This is a genomic window from Streptomyces sp. Tu 2975 (assembly GCF_009832925.1).
Classification (GTDB): Bacteria; Actinomycetota; Actinomycetes; order Streptomycetales; family Streptomycetaceae; genus Streptomyces.
Map to the genome: position 1 here is coordinate 5,267,393 of NZ_CP047140.1, position 17,742 is coordinate 5,285,134.

Sequence of the window (17,742 nt, forward strand, 5' to 3'; positions counted from 1 at the left end):
CGCTCCGCCGGGCCGGGCAATTCCGGGCCCGCCGGGGGCCCCTCCCACCCCCGCCAGGGGCAGGGGGAGTTCCAGGCACGGTGGTCCGGTGGGCCCCACACCACCGGGCGTAGGCGGAGGAGCCCCGAAACACCGCGGAGCGCGTTACCGGCTCCGTGGCTTGCCCCCCGCGCGGCGGAGCCGCACATCGGTACGGCGGGAAGAGGACGGGAAGGGGACACGCCCGCCGCGGGCGGACCCAGCAGACGTGCCCCCACCCGCCCCCACCGTCACGCCCCGTCGCGCTCCTGCGCCCGCAACGCCCTCGCCAGGTCGTCACGGGACTCCGCGACCAGCCGCCGCAGCGCCGGCGCCGCCGACTCGTGCGCGGCCAGCCACTCGTCCGTCGCCTCGAGCGTGGCCCGCGAGTCCTGGAGGGACGGGTACAGGTCCCGCACAACGTCCATCCCGATCTGGATCGACCGCTCGGACCACACCCGCTCGATCGCCTCGAAGTACTTCTCGGTGTACGGGGCGGTCAGTTCACGCTGCGACGGCTGGACGAAGCCCGAGATCGTCGCTTCGACGAGCGCGTTGGACAGCTTGTCCGACTCGACCACCGCCGCCCACGCCTGGTCCTTGACCGCTGCCGACGGCCGGGACGCCAGGCAGCGCACCTCGTGCCGCTTGCCCGAGGCCGTGTCGTCGCGCGCCAGTTCCGCCGCGATCGCCGACTCGTCGGCGACCCCGTGGGCCGCCAGCGGCTCCAGGAACGACCAGCGCAGTTCCTGGTCGACGTCCAGGCCGTCGATCTTCTCGGTGCCCGCCAGCAGCCCGGAGAGCAGCCCGAAGTCCGTCCCGGACTCGGCGACCGACGCGAAGAACCGCGCCCACGTCAGCTGGTGCTGGCTGCCCGGCTCGGCGGCCCGCAGTTCCCGCAGCGCACCCTCCGCGGCCAGCCGGCCGCCCTCGGCGCGCCAGCCGGGTGCCACGTAGTGGACGAAGGCGGACCGTGTCCACGCGTGCAGCATCTGGAGGACGCCGATGTCGGACTCACGCCCGGCGAACGTCAGCACCAGGCGGACGAAGTCCCGCGCCGGCATCAGCGCGTCGCGGGTCAGGTTCCACAGCGCGGACCAGCACAGCGCCCGAGCCAGCGGATCCTTGATGTCGCCGAGCGAGGACCGCAGCGTCTCGAGGGACCGCTCGTCGAAGCGGATCTTGCAGTAGGTCAGGTCCTCGTCGTTGACCAGGACCAGTCCGGGCCGTTCCTCGCCCGCGAGTCCGGGCACCACCGTGCGCGCACCGGTGACGTCCACCCCGGCCTGCGCGTACCGCACGAGCTCCGAGTTCTCGATCCGGTAGAGGCCGACGGCCACCCGGTGCGGCCGGAGCGTGTCACCGTCCTGGGAGATCGCCAGCTCGGTGATGCGCCCGTCCGCGTCGCACGCCACCTCGGGCGTCAGCGCGTTGACGCCGGAGGTCTCGAGCCAGGACCGGGACCAGTCCTTCATGTCACGCCCGGACGTCTCCTCCAGCACGGACAGCAGGTCGCCGAGCCGGGTGTTCCCGTACGCGTGGCGCTTGAAGTAGCGCCGGGCGCCCTCCATGAACGCGTCCCGGCCCACGTACGCGACGAGCTGCTTGAGCACGGACGCGCCCTTGGCGTAGGTGATGCCGTCGAAGTTGAGCTTGGCGTCCTCGAGGTCGCGGATGTCGGCCGTGACCGGGTGCGTCGACGGCAGCTGGTCGGCGCGGTACGCCCAGGCCTTGCGGTTGTTGGCGAAGGTGACCCAGCCGTCCGTGAAGCGCGTCGCCTCGACCATCGAGAAGGAGCCCATGAAGTCCGCGAAGGACTCCTTGAGCCACAGATCGTCCCACCACTGCATGGTGACGAGGTCCCCGAACCACATGTGCGCCATCTCGTGCAGGATGACGTTGGCCCGGCGCTCGTACGACGCCTGCGTCACCTTGCCGCGGAAGACGAACTCCTCGCGGAAGGTCACGCAGCCCGGGTTCTCCATGGCCCCGATGTTGTACTCGGGCACGAACGCCTGGTCGTACTTCCCGAAGGGGTACGGGTAGTCGAAGTGCTCGTGGAAGAAGTCCAGGCCCTGCTTGGTGACGAGGAAGATGTCGTCCGCGTCGAAGTGCTTGGCGAGCCCCTTGCGGCACATCGCGCCCAGCGGGATGCGCAGGACCGTGCCGTCGGCGAGTTCACGCTCGTACAGGTCGGTCTCGTAGTGGTACGGCCCTGCGACGACCGCAGTGATGTACGTCGAGATCGGCGCCGTCTCGGCGAACCGCCAGGTCCCGTCCTCCGCGCGGGCGCCCTCCCGGTTGCTCCACACCGTCCAGCCCTCGGGGGCGGTCACGTCGAACCGGAACGGCGCCTTGAGGTCGGGCTGTTCGAAGTCGGCGAAGACGCGGCGCGCGTCGGCCGGCTCGTACTGGGTGTAGAGGTAGACCTCGCCGTCCTCGGGGTCGACGAAGCGGTGCAGTCCCTCGCCGGTCCGGCTGTACGCGCACCGGGCGTCCACGACGAGCACGTTCTCCGCCGCCAGGCCGTCCAGCGTGATCCGCGAGCCGTCGAAGACGGTGGCGGGGTCCAGTTGACGTCCGTTGAGGGTGACGGCCGTCACGGAGGGGGCGAGCAGGTCGACGAAGGTCGAAGCACCCGGCTCGTTCACCCGGAACCGGATCGTGGTCACCGACCTGAAGGTGCGCGGCCCTGAGGCGTCCTCGGGCTCCCCGACCGCGGACCGCACGTCGAGGGCCACCTCGTACCCGTCGACGGACACCAGTCCGGCCCGGGAGCGGGCCTCGTCGCGGGACAGATTCTCACCGGGCACAAGCACTCCTTCGTGTCTCGTTCGAACACGAGCGATCCTCCCATGGGAATCGGCGGAGCCATCGGCGGCGTTGCCCGGGCAGGCGCGCAGGGCGCCGATCCCTTCCGAGGAGTGATATGTCGCACAACGGCAAGACGCCCGTGGACTTCTGGTTCGACCCGCTGTGCCCCTGGGCCTGGATGACCTCCCGCTGGATGCTCGAGGTGGAGAAGGTCCGTGACGTAGAGGTGCGCTGGCATGTGATGAGCCTCGCGGTGCTCAACGAGGACAAGCTCGACGAGCTCCCCGAGGAGTACCGGGACATGCTGGAGAACAAGGCGTGGGGCCCGGTGCGCGTCGTCGTCGCCGCCCAGCAGGAGCACGGTGACGAGGTGGTCGGCAAGCTCTACACCGCCCTCGGTACCCGCTTCCACAACGAGGGCATGGGTCCCGTCCGGGAGGCCGTCGTCGCGGCGCTCAAGGACGTCGGTCTGCCCACGTCCCTCGCCGACTTCGCGGACAAGGGCACGTACGACGCCCAGCTGCGCGCCTCCCACAAGGAGGGCATCGAGAAGGTCGGCCAGGACGTCGGCACGCCGGTCATCGCGGTGCCCGGCTCGGACGGCGAGCAGATCGCCTTCTTCGGTCCGGTCGTCACCCCGGCCCCCAAGGGCGAGGAGGCGGCCCGGCTGTGGGACGGGACGCTGATGGTCGCGTCGATCCCGGGGTTCTACGAGATCAAGCGCACGCGGACCCGGGGCCCCGTCTTCGACTGAACCGCCCGCCGGGACCCCGGCCCCGGCAGCAGCCGCGCCCCGCACAGCACGGTGCCCCGCGAGCCATGTACTCGCGGGGGCACCGTGCTGTGCGGGTGGGTCCGTGCGCTGTCGCGCTCAGTCCGTCGCGCCGGCCTCGACGGCGGACCGGGACTCGCGCCTCTTCTGCAGCACGAATCCGACGACGGCGAGGACCAGTGTCAGGACACCGGTGCCGAGCAGCTGCATCCGGGTCTCCTCCTCACGCAGCATCAGCGCGAACACGGTCGCCATGCCGGCCAGGGCGAGCAGCGTGAGGCCGGGGAACAGCCACATCTTCACGACCAGCTTCTCGGGGTCCTCCCGCTCGGTGCGCCGGCGCAGCACCAACTGCGAGACGGCGATGAAGAACCAGACGACCAGGATGATCGCGCCGATCGTGTTGAGCAGCCACATGAAGATGTCGTCCGGCCGCCAGTACGACAGCAGCACGCACAGGAAGCCGAAGACGGAGGAGACCAGCACGGCGGTCCGCGGCACTCCGCCGGAGATCCGGCCCAGCGCCGTCGGACCCTGGCGGCGGGCGACCAGCGAGCACGCCATCCGGGAGGCGCCGTAGATGTTGGCGTTCATCGCGGAGAGCAGGGCGATCAGCACGACCACGTTCATGATCTGGCCCGCGCCGTCGATGCCCAGGTGGTCCAGGGTCGCGACGTACGGTCCCTTCTCGGCGACCGCCTTCTCGTGCCACGGCACCAGCGTGACGATGACCGCCATCGAACCGATGTAGAAGACGGCGATACGCCACATCGCGGTGCGCACGGCCTTGGCCACGCCCTGCACCGGGTGCTCGGACTCGGCGGCGGCGATGGTGACCGTCTCCAGACCGCCGTAGGCGAAGACGGAGGCGAGGAGGCCGACGATCAGGCCCTCGCTGCCGTTCGGCATGAAGCCGCCGTCTCCGGTGAGGTTGGCGGTGCCGGGTGCTTCGCTGCCCGGAAGGACGCCGGCGATCGCGAGGACGCCGATGCCCAGGAAGAGCACGATCGCGCCGACCTTGAGCGCGGCGAACCAGAACTCGAACTCGCCGAAGTTCTTCACCGCCGCCAGGTTCGTGCCGCAGAACACCAGCATGAACAGCGCCACCCAGGCCCATTCGGGCGTCCCGGGGAACCAGCCCGTCATGATGCCCGCGGCCCCGATGGCCTCCAGGCCCACGGCCACGCACAGCAGGAACCAGAACGCCCAGCCGGCGGTGAAGCCGGCCCATGGCCCGATGGCCCGCTCCGCGTGCACCGAGAAGGAGCCGGAGGCCGGGTTGGCAGCCGACATCTCGCCCAGCATCCGCATGACCAGCATGACCAGCAGTCCGGAGAGGGCGTACGCGACGACGATCGACGGTCCGGCCGCGGCGATACCGGCGCCCGATCCCACGAAGAGCCCCGCGCCGATGACACCGCCGAGCGCGATCATCGACAGGTGGCGTTGTTTGAGGCCGTGCGTGAGCGTGGCGTCGGCCGGCTGGTCGACGGGCGCGGGCGCGGTGGTCCGAGACATGGGCGTGCCCTGTTCATGAGCTGAGACGGGGGAGCGGCCCAGTGTGAGCATGGTCGCCGCTCACAGGGAACAGATGTCCGCTATACGGTCACGATCTTCACGGAACGTCAACATCTGCACACGCGGACCGCGCACCTCGGCGACGCCGTTCGCGAAACTCCCGGACGGCCGAAACCACCAGTACACCGGCGGTCGCACCGCTCGACCACAGCACCTGCGGCCGGGCGGTGTCATCGGTGAGCATCAGGCCCAGCACGGCCGCCATCGCGGCGAGTGCCACCCAGGTGAGCCACGGGAAGCCCCACATGCGCAGGGTCAGCTTCTCCGGCGCCTCCCGCTCGAGGCGCCGGCGCAGCCGCAACTGCGACACCGCGATCAGCGCCCAGACGAACAGCAGTACCGCGCCGACCGAGTTGAGCATGTAGAGGAAGACCGAATCCGGCCACTTCAGATTCAGCAGCACGGACACGAAGCCGAACGCGACGGAGGCCAGCACCGCCTTGCGCGGCACGCCGCCCGGAGTGAGCTTCAACAGCCCCTTCGGTGCCTCGCCGCGCTCCGCGAGCGAGAACACCATCCGGGAGGCGCCGTACAGGTTGGCGTTGAGCGCGGACAGCAGCGCCACGAAGACGACGATCTCCATGATCCGTCCGGCGCTCGGCACCCCGATCGAGTCGAGAACCGAGACGTAGGGGCTCAGGCCCGCCTTCTGCGCCGTCCAGGGCATGACGGTCACGATGACGACCATCGAGCCCACATAGAAGAAGAGGATGCGGACCACCGCGCTGCGTACGGCGCGGCCCACCGCGCGGGCGGGGTCCTCGGTCTCCGCGGCGGCGATGGTGACGACCTCGAGGCCGCCGAAGGCGAAGACGACGGCGAGTACGCCGGAGATCACGCCGGACCAGCCGCCCGGCAGGAAGCCGCCCTCGCCGGTGAGCCGGGTGAGGCCGACCGGGTCCGTGTCCGGCAGCAGTCCGAAGATCGCCAGGGTGCCGAGCGCCAGGAAGAGCACGATCGCGCCGACCTTGAGCGCGGCGAACCAGAACTCGAACTCGCCGAAGTTCTTCACCGCCGCCAGGTTGACGGCGGTGAAGACCACCATGAACACCAGCACCCAGCCCCATTGGGGGACGGCAGGTGCCCAGCCGTGGGCGATCGCCGCGGCGGCCGTCGCCTCCGCGGCGAGCACCACCACCAGCAGGAACCAGTACAGCCAGCCGACGCTGAACCCGGCCCAGCGCCCGAGCGCGCGTTCCGCGTGCACCGAGAACGAACCGGAGGCGGGCATCGCGGAGGACATCTCACCGAGCATCCGCATCACCAGCATCGCGAGTGCGCCCGCGATCAGGTAGGAGAGCACGATGCCGGGGCCGGCCAGGGCGATGCCGGCGCCCGATCCCACGAAGAGCCCGGCGCCGATCACCCCGCCGAGGCCGAGCATCGTCAGATGACGCTGCTTGAGTCCGTGGCTCAGGGGTTCGGCCTCTGCGGCCAGGGGCGTGGGCGGCGCGTCGTGCATCTGCTGGAGAACTCTCGGATCACTCGGTACGAGTTATGGGATCCCTACAGTCTTCCCGAGTTGACACCTCCTGTGCAAAACGGACACCAGCACCCCGGACCTCAGTGACGAGCATCACGTCATCGTCGGCATGATCGAGAGTCTTTGTGCGAACCCCACCAAACCGTCAACCGCCGCTTTGTGGGCGGCAGCTGGTGATCGAGCGATTCTCAGTGGGCTACGGTCACCCTGTCCCGAACTGCCCTCACCCTCGCGGAGTCCCGATGAGCACTGCTGCCGCCCCCGTCCGATCGGGGCTCGTCCTCGCCGACCTGCTGCCCGCGTCCCGCGTCCGGGACATCACCCTCGTCGTCGGCGGCGCCGCGCTCACCGGCATCGCGGCGCAGATCGCCGTCCCGGTCCCCGGCTCCCCGGTCCCCGTGTCCGGGCAGACCTTCGCGGCCCTCCTCGTGGGCACGACGCTGGGCGCCCGCCGCGGCTTCCTCTCCCTCGCCCTGTACGCGGTGGCCGGCACGGCGGGCATGCCGTGGTTCGCCCAGGCGACCTCCGGCTATGCGATGCCGTCCTTCGGCTACATCCTCGGCATGCTGCTCGCCGCGACCGTCGTCGGCCACTTCGCCCGTCGCGGCGCCGACCGTTCCGTGCTGCGCATGGCGGGCACGATGGCGGCAGGATCGGCGATCATCTACGCGGTCGGCGTCCCCTACCTGGCGTTGGCCACCGGCATGTCCCTCGGCGAGGCGGTCGCGGCCGGCCTGGTGCCGTTCCTGATCGGCGACGCGCTGAAGGCGGCCCTGGCGATGGGCGCACTGCCCACCGCCTGGAAGCTCATCGGCCGCCGCGGCTGACGCACGGCCGCCGGCCGCGGAAGAGGCTCGCCTCGGTTCTCAGTACGACCCTGAGACCGGCGGGCCTCTTGCGTTTCCGGTCCGTACCCGATGCGCACCAAGAGCGGGAAAACAGAAGGGAGGCTCTCCGTCCGTCCCTCGCGGGACCGACGGAGAGCCTCCCGGGAGCGCCCGACACCACCAGGCATGTGGCGTCAGGCCTCCTCTCAGACTCCGGAGACCTGCTCCACCTCTTCGTCACGGGCGGCCGTGACGGGCGCGGCGGCGGGCCGCGGGAAGAACTTCTCGCGGGTCACGGCGATCGCGACCACCACCGCGGCGACGGCGATCGAGAGCAGCGCGACCTGCCGGTTGGCCTCGTCGACGACCATGTAGACGAGGACGAAGGTGATCATCGCGGCGGTCGCCCAGGTGAGGTACGGGAAGAGCCACATCTTCACCGTCAGCTTCTCCGGCGCCTCGCGCAGCAGGATGCCGCGCATCCGCAGCTGGGTGAAGCAGATCACCAGCCAGACGAACAGGGCCACGGCGCCGGACGAGTTGAGCAGGAACAGGAAGACCGTGTCCTTGAAGGCGTAGTTGAAGTACACGGCGGCGAAGCCGAAGACCACAGAGGCCAGGATGGCCGCCGTCGGCACACCCTTGGCGTTGACCTTGGCGAACGCCTTGGGCGCGTCACCGCGCTCACCGAGCGAGAAGGCCATCCGCGAGGCGGTGTAGAGGCCCGAGTTGAGGCAGGAGAGGACCGCCGTCAGGATGATCACGTTCATGATCTGGCCGGCGTTCGCGATGCCGATGGAGTCCAGGGCGGCGACGTACGACCCCTTCTCCTCGATCGACTTGTCGTTCCACGGGAGCAGCGTCAGCACGACGAAGATCGAGCCGAGGTAGAAGAAACCGACACGCCAGATCACCGAGTTGGTGGCCTTGGTGACCGCGCGCCGCGGGTTCTCCGACTCGCCGGCCGCCAGGGTGACGATCTCGCTGCCCATGAAGGAGAAGACGACCAGCAGCACACCGGCGAGGATCGCGCCGGCGCCGTTCGGCATGAAGCCGCCCGCGTCGGTCAGGTGGGCGAGGCCCGCCCCCGGGTTGTCGGAGCCGGGCAGCACGCCGAAGACGGCCAGCAGACCGACGATGACGAACGCGCCGATGGCGACGACCTTGATGCCGGCGAACCAGAACTCGAACTCACCGTAGGAGGAGACGGAGACCAGGTTGGTGGCCGTCAGCACGACCATGACGATCAGTGCCCAACCCCACTGCGGCACCGCCGGCATCCATCCCTCGAGGATCTCGGCGCCGGCCGTGGCCTCCACGGCCAGCACGACGACCCAGAAGAACCAGTAGAGCCAGCCGATGGAGAAGCCCGCCCAGCGCCCGAGCGCGCGGTCGGCGTAAGCGGAGAAGGACCCGGAGTTCGGGCTCGCCGCGGCCATCTCGCCCAGCATCCGCATCACGAACACCACCAGCATGCCCACGAGCGCGTACGACAGCAGGATCGCCGGGCCGGCCGCGGCTATGCCGGAGCTCGATCCGACGAACAGGCCGGCGCCGATCACACCGCCGATGGCGATCATGGAAAGGTGGCGGTTCTTGAGACCGGCCTTGAGACCGTCAGTGGAAGGCGACTGCCCCGGGGTTTCGGGCATGTCGCCTTCCTTTGTGAGGGTCGACTGCGACGTCATGGACGAATCCTTATGTCTTGGTGCCGCTCGGGTTACGAACTTCGGAATTAGAACCCAGTACGTGCCAGTACGGAAGGGTCGAATCCGTTTCGTTGCACTCGTCACTCCGGCGCGCCCCGAGCCCGGCCCCGCGCCGGACGGCTCCTGCCCCGCATGCCACACTCGAACCATGCGCGTGTACCTCGGCTCGGACCATGCCGGCTTCGAACTCAAGAACCACCTCGTCGAGTGGCTCAAGGCCCATGGCCACGAGCCCGTGGACTGCGGTCCCCACATCTACGACGCCCAGGACGACTACCCGCCGTTCTGCCTCCGCGCCGCGGAGCGGACGGCCGCGGACGAGGACAGCCTCGGCATCGTGATCGGCGGCTCGGGCAACGGCGAGCAGATCGCCGCCAACAAGGTCAAGGGCGTGCGTGCCGCGCTCGCCTGGAGCGAGCAGACCGCCGCGCTCGGCCGTGAGCACAACAACGCCAACGTCGTCGCCATCGGCGGGCGGATGCACTCCCTCGAGGAGTCGACGAAGTTCGTCGAGATCTTCCTCAGCACCCCGTACTCGGGTGAGGAACGTCACACCCGCCGCATCGAGATGCTCTCCGCGTACGAGACCACCGGCGAGCTCCCCCCGATCCCGGCCCACCACCCGCAGCAGGGCTGAGCCCCGCACCGCATCCGCTTCCCTGTGCCGCCGGGTCCGTCCCGGCGGCACGGTCATGCCGTCCAGGAGGACCGACCCCATGCCCGAGGGGCACACGATCCACCGCCTCGCGGAGGACTACCTCCATCGCTTCGCGGGGTGGAACGTCCGGGTCAGCAGTCCCCAGGGCAAGTTCTCCGACAGCGCCGCGCTCCTCGACGGCCGGGTACTCGACGGCGCCGACGCACATGGCAAGCATCTGTTCCTCGGCTTCGAGGACATCGGGTGGGTCCACATCCACCTCGGCCTGTTCGGCAAGCTCGGCTTCGGCACGGCCCCCGCGCCGCCGCCCACCGACACGGTCCGCCTGCGCGTCCTGAACGACGACCACTACGCCGACCTGCGCGGCCCGACCACCTGCGCGCTGATCACCGCACCCGAGAAGCGGGCGATACACGACCGCCTCGGCCCCGACCCGCTCAGGCCGTACGACGGCCCGGACCGGGCGTGGGCGCGTATCTCCCGCTCGCGCACGACGATCGCCGCGCTGCTGATGGACCAGAAGATCATCGCCGGCGTCGGCAACGTGTACCGCGTCGAGGTCCTCTTCCGCCACGGCATCGACCCCTACCGGGCCGGCAAGGACCTCACGCGCCGCCAGTGGAACGCCGTCTGGGAGGACCTGGCCGTGCTGATGCGCGAGGGCGTCCGCAACAACCGCATCGACACCGTCCGCCCGGAACACACTCCGGAGGCGATGAGCCGCGCACCGCGTGTGGACGACCACGGCGGCGAGGTCTACGTGTACCGCCGGGCGAACATGCCGTGCCATGTCTGCGCCACGCAGATCCGCACGGCACCGCTGTCGGCCCGCAACCTCTTCTGGTGCCCCACCTGCCAGCCGACCGGCGCCTGAACCGGGCGCCCACGCCCCGCGGCCCCCGCTAGAACCCGTGCGGCAGCCACGGCGCGACGTCGGAGCCGAACGCCACCGACGCCTCCGCCAGCGCCCCTTCCCGCAACTCCCGCACCCGCCCCGCCCCGGCCAGCGCCGACAGCGACACGCCTCCCAGATACGCCGCCCCCAACTCCCGTACGGACAGCGCCAGGTCCGCCTCGTCAAGGGTCCGCTCGCACGATGCGCCCTTCGCGTCGCCCGTGAGCCTCCAACGGCCGGTGTTCCAGGGGCAGAACGCGTCGTCGACGTCGAACACCACGTCGACCGGCGCGGTGTAGCGCCGAGCCTCCAGCGCGGCCCCCACGTCGACCAGCCGGACGTGCAGCGAGTCCCGTACCCGCACGCCGCAGCGGCGGATGTCCGTGACCAGCTGGAGCAGCGGATCGTCCACGGGACGGTTGCGGGACCGCACGGTCGTCGTCAGGTCGATGCCGCACAGGAACCGCCACAGCGCCGCGTACGCGACCGGGTCCAGTGCGTCGATGTGCCGTACGGAGATGGAGCCTTCGGGGCCGGCCGCCGACCAGTTCGGCTTGTTGTGGAAGCGGGCGTACCCCACGACCTGACCGTCCCGTTCCGCGAGTACGCACTGCATGGGGGACGCGCCCTCCCGCTCGCTCGGCGGGTCCAGCAGCGGCAGCCGCTCCCAGCCCGGCCGGCGCGCGAGCATCCCGGGCCGTGTGCCGATCGTGCGCCGGTACACCTCTTCGCACGCCTCAGCGCCCTCGGCGACCGGCACGAAGCGGAGCCGGACCTCGTCGGCGCCGGGCGGCGCGGCGATCCGCGTCCGCGTGCAGTCGATCTCGACGGACATCTGGTGGGTGGCGATCCCGTAGCCGAACCGGCCGTAGATCTCCGGCTCGGAAGCCGTGAGCACGGCGAGCGGCTCGCCCCAGGAGCGGATGTCGTCGAGCTGGCGCCGCATCATCGACGTGAGGATCCCGCGCCGCCGGTGGGTCGCCGCCACGCTGACCATGGTCACGCCGGCCGCGGGTACGAACGTGCCACCCGGCGCGGACATGGAGAAGGTGAACGCGCCCGCGGTGCCGACGCAGTCGTCGCCGTCCCAGACGCCGATGGAGCGTTCGGTCTCCGTCAGGTCCGCCCAGAGGTCGCGCTCCGGCCGGGTCTCGGGGACGCCGCCGAAGGCGAGCTCCAGACTCCGGTACCACCGGTCCCACTCGGACTGGCGCAGCACGCGCAGATCTGTCGTCATATGCCATCCCTACCAGCCGTGCACGGCCCGTCGCGACCCGATTTCGAACGCAATGTCGTGGGGGTCACCCTGCACGCCGGGGCGGCGGGTGGATAGGGTCCACGGCAATGGCCCGCGGCTCTGCAGCAGACTCGTCCACGGCCCGGTTGCGCAAAGCGGTGCACCGGGCGCGTATCGCGCTGCGCAAGTCCGGGGTCGACTACTTCCGCGGTGACGGCTCCGACCGGCTCGCCCTGGCCGGACTCCTGCTGACGATCCCCGCGATCACCTGGGGCACGATCGCCGCGCCCGTGTGGTGTTCACCGGTGGCGCTGGTCCTGCCGATCGTGGCGGGCGGCCTGCTGTTGCGGCCGGCCAGTCTGCTCGGCCTCTACGCGGCCGCGGCCGCGGCGCTCATCGTGGAGTCCATAGCGCTCGGTCCGTACACGGACGGCCCGGCGAGGGTCACCCCCGGCACGGTCCTGGTCGTCGCGGCGTGCGGCATGTTCGGCCTGCTGATCGCCCAGTTCCGGGCCAGGGTCGGCGTGCCGTGGCGGCGCGGCGGCACCATGCTCTTCGACCTGCGCGAACGCATCCGGGTGCAGAGCGCCCTGCCGCGGCTTCCGAAGGGCTGGCACCAGGAGATGGCGCTGCGCCCGGCCGGCGGCCAATCGTTCTCCGGCGACTTCGTGGTCGCCGCCCGCACCAACGGCGGCCGCACCTTGGAGGTCGTCCTCACGGACGTGTCCGGCAAGGGGATGGACGCGGCGTCGCGGGCGCTGCTGCTGTCGGGGGCGTTCGGCGGCCTGCTGGGCTCGCTGCCGCCGCACGGCTTCCTTCCCGCGGCCAACGGCTATCTCCTGCGGCAGGACTGGGACGAGGGCTTCGCCACATCCATCCACCTCGTGCTCGACCTCGACTCCGGCGACTACGAGTTGCTGTCCGCGGGACATCTCCCCGCCCTCCAGCTCCACGCGGGCAGCGGCCGCTGGGAGGAGATGGCCGCGGAGGGACCGCTCCTGGGTGTGTACGACGCGGCCCAGTTCGACCCGGTCAAGGGCTCGCTGCGACCGGGCGACGTGCTGATGCTGTTCACCGACGGACTCGTGGAGGCGTCGGGCCGGGACATCGGCGAGGGCATCGACCGGTTGACCGGCGAGGCGGACCGCTATGTGACCGCCGGCTTCGAGGGTGCCGCCTGGCATCTGATCGAGGCCGTCGCCAAGGACGTCAACGACGACCGGGCGCTGCTGCTGCTGTGCCGCCAGGCGTGAGCGCGGGCCCGCACGCTCCCACGGCATGACGGCGTCCGGTGACGCGTACAGTCGTGCCATGTCCGAGCAGATGCTGACCCTGGCCGAGGTCGAGGCCATCGCCCGTGAGGCCCACGCCGCCCAGCGCGACAAGGCGGGACGCCCTTACGTGGAACACCTCGAAGCTGTCGCGGACGGTGTGCGCGCCCGGGGCGGGAGCGACGACCAGATCGCCGCCGGCTGGCTCCACGACGCGGTCGAGGACGGTGTGCTGAGCCGTGAACGGCTCGAAGGCGCCGCACTTCCACGGCCCGTGAAGGACATGGTCCTCGCCCTCACCAGAGGCGAGGACGAGGACCTGGAGACGTACACGCGGCGGATCGCGGCCACTCCCGGCGCCCTGCTCGTCAAACAGGCCGACCTGGCACACAACGCCGACCCCGCCCGCCTCGCGGTGCTCGACGAGGCGACGCGGAACAGGCTGGCGGAGAAGTACGCCAGGACCCGCGAACTGCTGGGTCTGACCGCCGACGAGGGCCCGGCGGCCGGCTGAGCCGGCCGCCCGGGCACCGGCGGCTACCGGCGCGGTCCGGCCTCTGCCACATCCTGGCGGAACGCCCACGTCATCTCGGGCTCCGTGACGCACTTCAGCGCCCGGCGCACCGGCGGCGAGCACAGCAGGGTCACCATGCCCGTCGCGCAGATCGTCACCACGACCAGACCGATCGGGCTGCCGAGCCACTTCTGGCTCTCGAACAGCCCCCAGTAGTCACCGGCCTTGACGACGAAGCCGTGCAGCAGGTACCCGCTGATGGTCCCGGCGCCCAGCACCGTGAACCACGCCCGGCGACCGGGCACGAGGGCGAGGAACGCCGCGCTCAGCAGCACCGCGCACCCGAAGAACGCGATGATCACCACGAGTCCCGACCACCACGGCCAGCCCAGGTCCTGCACGCTGCTGGAGCGGTAGAACCAGCCGAGGTTCATCCGGGGTGCCACCCAGTACGCGAAGACGAGCGTCACGGCGAAGAACGGAACGGCCAGCAGCCGCACTTCGCGCCGGCGCAGCATCTGGAAGTGCTCGGGCTTCAGGCACAGGCCCAGCACGAAGAACGGCAGGAACTGCAGCACACGCGCGAGGTTGAGGTCCGCCCCGATGTCCGGGGTGAGAGTCGCCAGCGCGCCGATGACCAGCGCGATCGGCAGCGGCCACCGCACGATCCGCCACAGCGGGGTGGTGAGCCGCCAGATGAACAGAGCCGCCAGGAACCACGTCAGGTAGTACGGGTCGAGCAGGCTGATCGGGTGGGACGGCTCGTCGTTCCCGTACCGGACGAAGAGGGAGTAGGCCACCTCGAAGACCACGTACGGCAGCGCGATGCCGGTGAGCAGTCGTCTGAGCTGATGCGGCTTGCCCTGGTAACTCCGGGAGAAGTAGCCGGAGACGATGATGAAGGCCGGCATGTGGAAGGTGTAGATCACCATGTACAGGGCACGCGTGGCCCTGCTGCCCTCCATCACCGGTTCCCAGGCGTGGGCCACGGCCACCAGGACGATGGCCAGGTACTTCGCGTTGTCGAAGTAGGCGTCCCGTCCGGTGGCCTTGGGAGCCGTCCGCGGAGCGGACTTCAGGCCACTCGTGGCAGGGGCGAGAGCGGTCGCCGCCCGGCTCGTCGGGGTGGTCTCGGGCTCCTTGACCTCGGGTGCCGGAGCCCTCTCGTATCCATGCGCAGCGTGGAACATTCAAGGCACCCTAGCCGCGCCTATTCGATTTCGTAAAACACGCAGGGCACCTGCCCTATTCGAATCTGACACGGGACCCAACGGACCCGTATGCCCTAGTTAATCCCTCTTAAACGGGGCATATCGTCCGAGTTGGAGGGCGAGGTGAATTACCTCACGAAGCGGCTTCGAATTTCTCGTGACCAAAGTGTGGGGACAGTGAAACGATCACGTTGAATTCCTTCCCGTATTTCACTCGCCCGGCCCCGCGGGTGCGACCGCCTCCCGGGCGTCGGCCGGGGCGGGTTGGCGTGATCTTGTCCAGGACGGTTCGTCACCGGGCAACAGGGGCAGAGGGGTTGGTGGCACGATGGTGCAGGCGGGAGTGTGCTGGGCCGTGCGCTCCCGGGCCGGCAAGGCGGACCGACCGAGGGTGTGATCAGTTGTGGCCATTTCACTGTCAGTGGTGCTTCTGTTGGCGATCGTCCTCGTGGTGCTGATCCGCGGCGGCTCCATCAAGGCCGGGCCCGCGATCGTGGCGGTCCTCTTCGGCTTCTTCCTCGCCTCGACGGGCATGGCGCCGTCGATCAACAGATTCATGAACTCGATAGCCGAGACGATCAACCGGATCAGCTTCTGAGGTCACTGCCGGGCGCCGGCTCCCGCGATCGGCTCTGCTCGATCACCTCGGAGAGCACCTTCGGAGACCACCCTCGGGAATCCGCCGGGAGGCCGCTCGCCTCGCGGAACGACCTCGGGCCCGGCCCGGTGAATGATCACCGGGCCGGGCCCGAGTCGTGCACAGAGCGGGCGACGGGAATCGAACCCGCGTAGCTAGTTTGGAAGACTAGGGCTCTACCATTGAGCTACGCCCGCAAACTCGCACCGCAGGTCACGAGGGCCGCGGCACGAGAAGCATCGTAGCGGGTCCGGGGCCCTCGACGCACACCTCGTTCCGGTACGCCCGTAAAGGGGGCGGCCCACGCTGCCGAGGCATGTACCCTACGGTTCGCACCGACGGGGTGTGGCGCAGCTTGGTAGCGCGTCCGCTTTGGGAGCGGAAGGTCGTCGGTTCGAATCCGGCCACCCCGACCACCAGCAAGATCGCGTTGTGAGGCGCCTCCCGCTTGCCGTTACTATGCAAGCTGTGTGCCCGTGTGTCTGATGTGCCGGGCCCCATCCGCTGAATCGCCGAATCCGGCGCCAGCAGTACCCCAAGATGTCAGCCACCAAGGAGACCGAACCGTGAAGAGCGCCGTGGAGACCCTGAACCCGACCCGGGTTCGGCTCACTGTCGAGGTGCCCTTCGAGGAGCTCAAGGACAGCCTCGACGCGGCGTACAAGAAGATCAACCAGCAGGTCACGGTCAAGGGCTTCCGCAAGGGCAAGATCCCGGCCCGAGTGATCGACCAGCGGTTCGGCCGTGGTGCGGTGCTGGAGGAGGCCGTCAACGACGCGCTTCCCAAGCTCTACACCGAGGCGGTCAACGAGGCCGAGCTCAACCCGCTCGGCCAGCCCGAGGTGGACATCACCGAGCTGAAGGACGGCGAGACGCTGGCCTTCACCGCTGAGGTCGACATCCGCCCGAGATCCAGATCCCGGACTACTCCGGCATCGAGGTCACGGTCGACGCCGTCGAGGTCACCGACGAGGACGTCGAGAAGTCCGTGGAGCAGCTGCGTGAGCGCTTCGCCTCCACGAACCCGGTCGAGCGCGCCGCCGCCGAGGGCGACGTCGTCACGATCGACCTCGAGGCCAAGGTCGACGGCGAGGTCCTGCCCGACGGTGTCGCCGAGGGTGTCTCGTACACCATCGGTTCCGGCGAGCTGCTCGACGGCATCGACGAGGCCGTCACCGGCCTGGAGGCCGGCGGCGAGGCCACCTTCACCTCGCAGCTGAAGGGCGGCTCCGCCGAGGGCAAGGACGCGGAGGTCACCGTCAAGGTCACCGCCGTCGCCGCCCGTGAGCTCCCCGAGCTCGACGACGACTTCGCGCAGATGGCGAGCGAGTTCGACACCCTCGAGGAGCTGAAGGCCGACAGCCGCAAGCGCCTCGAGAACATGAAGCAGTACGACCAGGCCACCCAGGCCCAGGAGCGCGTCCTCGACGAGCTGCTGAAGCTGGCGGAGGTCCCGATCCCCGAGAAGCTCCTCGAGGACGAGGTCAAGACCCGCAAGCACAACCTTGAGCACCACCAGCTCGGCCAGATGGGCCTCGACCTCGCCAAGTACCTGGAGATCCAGGGCAAGACCGAGGAAGAGTTCGACGCCGAGACCAAGGAGCAGGCGGTCAAGGGCATCAAGACCCAGTTCATCCTGGACGAGCTCGTCAACAAGGAGAAGCTGAACGTCAACCAGGAGGAGCTCACCGAGCACCTCATGCGGCGTGCGCAGTCCTCCGGCATGAGCCCCGACCAGTTCGCCCAGGCCGTCGTCGAGGGTGGCCAGGTGCCGATGCTCGTCGGCGAGGTCGCCCGTGGCAAGGCGCTGGCCGTGGTCGTCGAGGCCGCCAAGGTCGTCGACACCAACGGTGAGGTCGTCGACCTCGAGGACGAAGAGGACGAGGCCGAGGTGACCGAGGCCGCCGCCGAGACGGCCGAGGCCGCCGTCGAGGGTGAGGCCGAGGAGAAGAACGAGGCCTGAGCCTCGCGCTGACCCTGCTACGGGCTCCGGACGCGACCACGCGCCCGGAGCCCGTACGCGTCCCACCGGCCTTCCACAGGCCCGCGACGGCCCCTCCCGGGCCCGTCGCGGCCTTCCGCAGGGCCCGTTCACGGGCTGTGCCGGTACCCCGCGAG

13 protein-coding genes, 2 tRNA genes and 1 pseudogene are annotated in these 17,742 nt (G+C 69.9%); 9 read left to right on the forward strand and 7 right to left on the reverse strand.

Translation table 11 applies throughout. The features are described 5' to 3' along the window. Positions 1-269: 269 nt before the first annotated feature. A complete protein-coding gene (gene pepN / locus GLX30_RS23355) occupies positions 270-2,831 on the reverse strand; it encodes an aminopeptidase N (RefSeq protein WP_208545470.1) in 2,562 nt (853 codons plus the stop codon). A 116-nt stretch (positions 2,832-2,947) separates the two neighbouring features. On the opposite strand from pepN, the gene GLX30_RS23360 reads away from it, so the two are divergent. Then, positions 2,948-3,586, forward strand: coding sequence for a DsbA family protein (locus GLX30_RS23360; RefSeq protein ID WP_159692022.1), 639 nt, complete (start codon positions 2,948-2,950; stop codon positions 3,584-3,586). A gap of 117 nt (positions 3,587-3,703) precedes the next feature. Here the strand turns inward: GLX30_RS23360 and GLX30_RS23365 are convergent, their stop codons facing one another. Beyond that, complete coding sequence (locus GLX30_RS23365; protein ID WP_159692024.1) at positions 3,704-5,122, reverse strand: amino acid permease; 1,419 nt, start codon at positions 5,120-5,122, stop codon at positions 3,704-3,706. 97 nt (positions 5,123-5,219) lie between these two features. Beyond that, positions 5,220-6,644 carry an amino acid permease gene (locus GLX30_RS23370; protein ID WP_159692026.1) on the reverse strand — a complete coding sequence of 475 codons (1,425 nt, stop codon included), beginning with the start codon at positions 6,642-6,644 and terminating at the stop codon, positions 5,220-5,222. 263 nt (positions 6,645-6,907) lie between these two features. Between GLX30_RS23370 and GLX30_RS23375 the strand changes: the two genes are divergently transcribed. After that, positions 6,908-7,492, forward strand: coding sequence for a biotin transporter BioY (locus GLX30_RS23375; protein WP_159692028.1), 585 nt, complete (start codon positions 6,908-6,910; stop codon positions 7,490-7,492). Between the two features lie 206 nt (positions 7,493-7,698). On the opposite strand, the gene GLX30_RS23380 is transcribed toward GLX30_RS23375, so the two are convergent. Further along, complete coding sequence (locus GLX30_RS23380; RefSeq protein ID WP_159692030.1) at positions 7,699-9,180, reverse strand: amino acid permease; 1,482 nt, start codon at positions 9,178-9,180, stop codon at positions 7,699-7,701. A gap of 169 nt (positions 9,181-9,349) precedes the next feature. Between GLX30_RS23380 and GLX30_RS23385 the strand changes: the two genes are divergently transcribed. Both GLX30_RS23385 and GLX30_RS23390 read left to right on the forward strand, forming a co-directional pair. Then, positions 9,350-9,838 carry a ribose-5-phosphate isomerase gene (locus GLX30_RS23385; RefSeq protein WP_159692032.1) on the forward strand — a complete coding sequence of 163 codons (489 nt, stop codon included), beginning with the start codon at positions 9,350-9,352 and terminating at the stop codon, positions 9,836-9,838. 79 nt (positions 9,839-9,917) lie between these two features. Next, positions 9,918-10,733 carry a DNA-formamidopyrimidine glycosylase family protein gene (locus GLX30_RS23390; protein WP_159692034.1) on the forward strand — a complete coding sequence of 272 codons (816 nt, stop codon included), beginning with the start codon at positions 9,918-9,920 and terminating at the stop codon, positions 10,731-10,733. A gap of 28 nt (positions 10,734-10,761) precedes the next feature. On the opposite strand, the gene GLX30_RS23395 is transcribed toward GLX30_RS23390, so the two are convergent. After that, entirely contained in the window at positions 10,762-11,991 is a 1,230-nt protein-coding gene (locus GLX30_RS23395; RefSeq protein ID WP_159692036.1) for a GNAT family N-acetyltransferase, read from the reverse strand. Between the two features lie 107 nt (positions 11,992-12,098). Between GLX30_RS23395 and GLX30_RS23400 the strand changes: the two genes are divergently transcribed. Next, a complete protein-coding gene (locus tag GLX30_RS23400) occupies positions 12,099-13,244 on the forward strand; it encodes a PP2C family protein-serine/threonine phosphatase (RefSeq protein WP_159692038.1) in 1,146 nt (381 codons plus the stop codon). A 58-nt stretch (positions 13,245-13,302) separates the two neighbouring features. Further along, complete coding sequence (locus tag GLX30_RS23405; protein ID WP_159692040.1) at positions 13,303-13,776, forward strand: HD domain-containing protein; 474 nt, start codon at positions 13,303-13,305, stop codon at positions 13,774-13,776. A 23-nt stretch (positions 13,777-13,799) separates the two neighbouring features. Here the strand turns inward: GLX30_RS23405 and GLX30_RS23410 are convergent, their stop codons facing one another. Continuing rightward, positions 13,800-14,966 carry an acyltransferase family protein gene (locus GLX30_RS23410; RefSeq protein WP_208545471.1) on the reverse strand — a complete coding sequence of 389 codons (1,167 nt, stop codon included), beginning with the start codon at positions 14,964-14,966 and terminating at the stop codon, positions 13,800-13,802. Positions 14,967-15,390: 424 nt separating this feature from the next. Here GLX30_RS23410 and GLX30_RS23415 point away from each other — a divergent pair, with 424 nt between their 5' ends. Continuing rightward, complete coding sequence (locus GLX30_RS23415; protein WP_159692042.1) at positions 15,391-15,585, forward strand: hypothetical protein; 195 nt, start codon at positions 15,391-15,393, stop codon at positions 15,583-15,585. 165 nt (positions 15,586-15,750) lie between these two features. Here the strand turns inward: GLX30_RS23415 and GLX30_RS23420 are convergent. Continuing rightward, positions 15,751-15,821: transfer RNA gene (locus tag GLX30_RS23420), tRNA-Gly, on the reverse strand. A gap of 142 nt (positions 15,822-15,963) precedes the next feature. Between GLX30_RS23420 and GLX30_RS23425 the strand changes: the two genes are divergently transcribed. Then, positions 15,964-16,040: transfer RNA gene (locus tag GLX30_RS23425), tRNA-Pro, on the forward strand. Positions 16,041-16,190: 150 nt separating this feature from the next. Then, positions 16,191-17,587: pseudogene (gene tig / locus GLX30_RS23430) on the forward strand (trigger factor). The last annotated feature ends 155 nt before the right edge of the window (positions 17,588-17,742 follow it).

Coding starts and splice junctions, on each gene's coding strand:
- GLX30_RS23365 (WP_159692024.1), bottom strand. CDS start 5,122: ATGTCTCGGACCACCGCGCCCGCGCCCGTCGACCAGCCGGCCGACGCC.
- GLX30_RS23400 (WP_159692038.1), top strand. CDS start 12,099: ATGGCCCGCGGCTCTGCAGCAGACTCGTCCACGGCCCGGTTGCGCAAA.
- GLX30_RS23405 (WP_159692040.1), top strand. CDS start 13,303: ATGTCCGAGCAGATGCTGACCCTGGCCGAGGTCGAGGCCATCGCCCGT.
- GLX30_RS23360 (WP_159692022.1), top strand. CDS start 2,948: ATGTCGCACAACGGCAAGACGCCCGTGGACTTCTGGTTCGACCCGCTG.
- GLX30_RS23385 (WP_159692032.1), top strand. CDS start 9,350: ATGCGCGTGTACCTCGGCTCGGACCATGCCGGCTTCGAACTCAAGAAC.
- GLX30_RS23370 (WP_159692026.1), bottom strand. CDS start 6,644: ATGCACGACGCGCCGCCCACGCCCCTGGCCGCAGAGGCCGAACCCCTG.
- GLX30_RS23395 (WP_159692036.1), bottom strand. CDS start 11,991: ATGACGACAGATCTGCGCGTGCTGCGCCAGTCCGAGTGGGACCGGTGG.
- GLX30_RS23410 (WP_208545471.1), bottom strand. CDS start 14,966: ATGTTCCACGCTGCGCATGGATACGAGAGGGCTCCGGCACCCGAGGTC.
- GLX30_RS23390 (WP_159692034.1), top strand. CDS start 9,918: ATGCCCGAGGGGCACACGATCCACCGCCTCGCGGAGGACTACCTCCAT.
- GLX30_RS23375 (WP_159692028.1), top strand. CDS start 6,908: ATGAGCACTGCTGCCGCCCCCGTCCGATCGGGGCTCGTCCTCGCCGAC.
- GLX30_RS23380 (WP_159692030.1), bottom strand. CDS start 9,180: ATGACGTCGCAGTCGACCCTCACAAAGGAAGGCGACATGCCCGAAACC.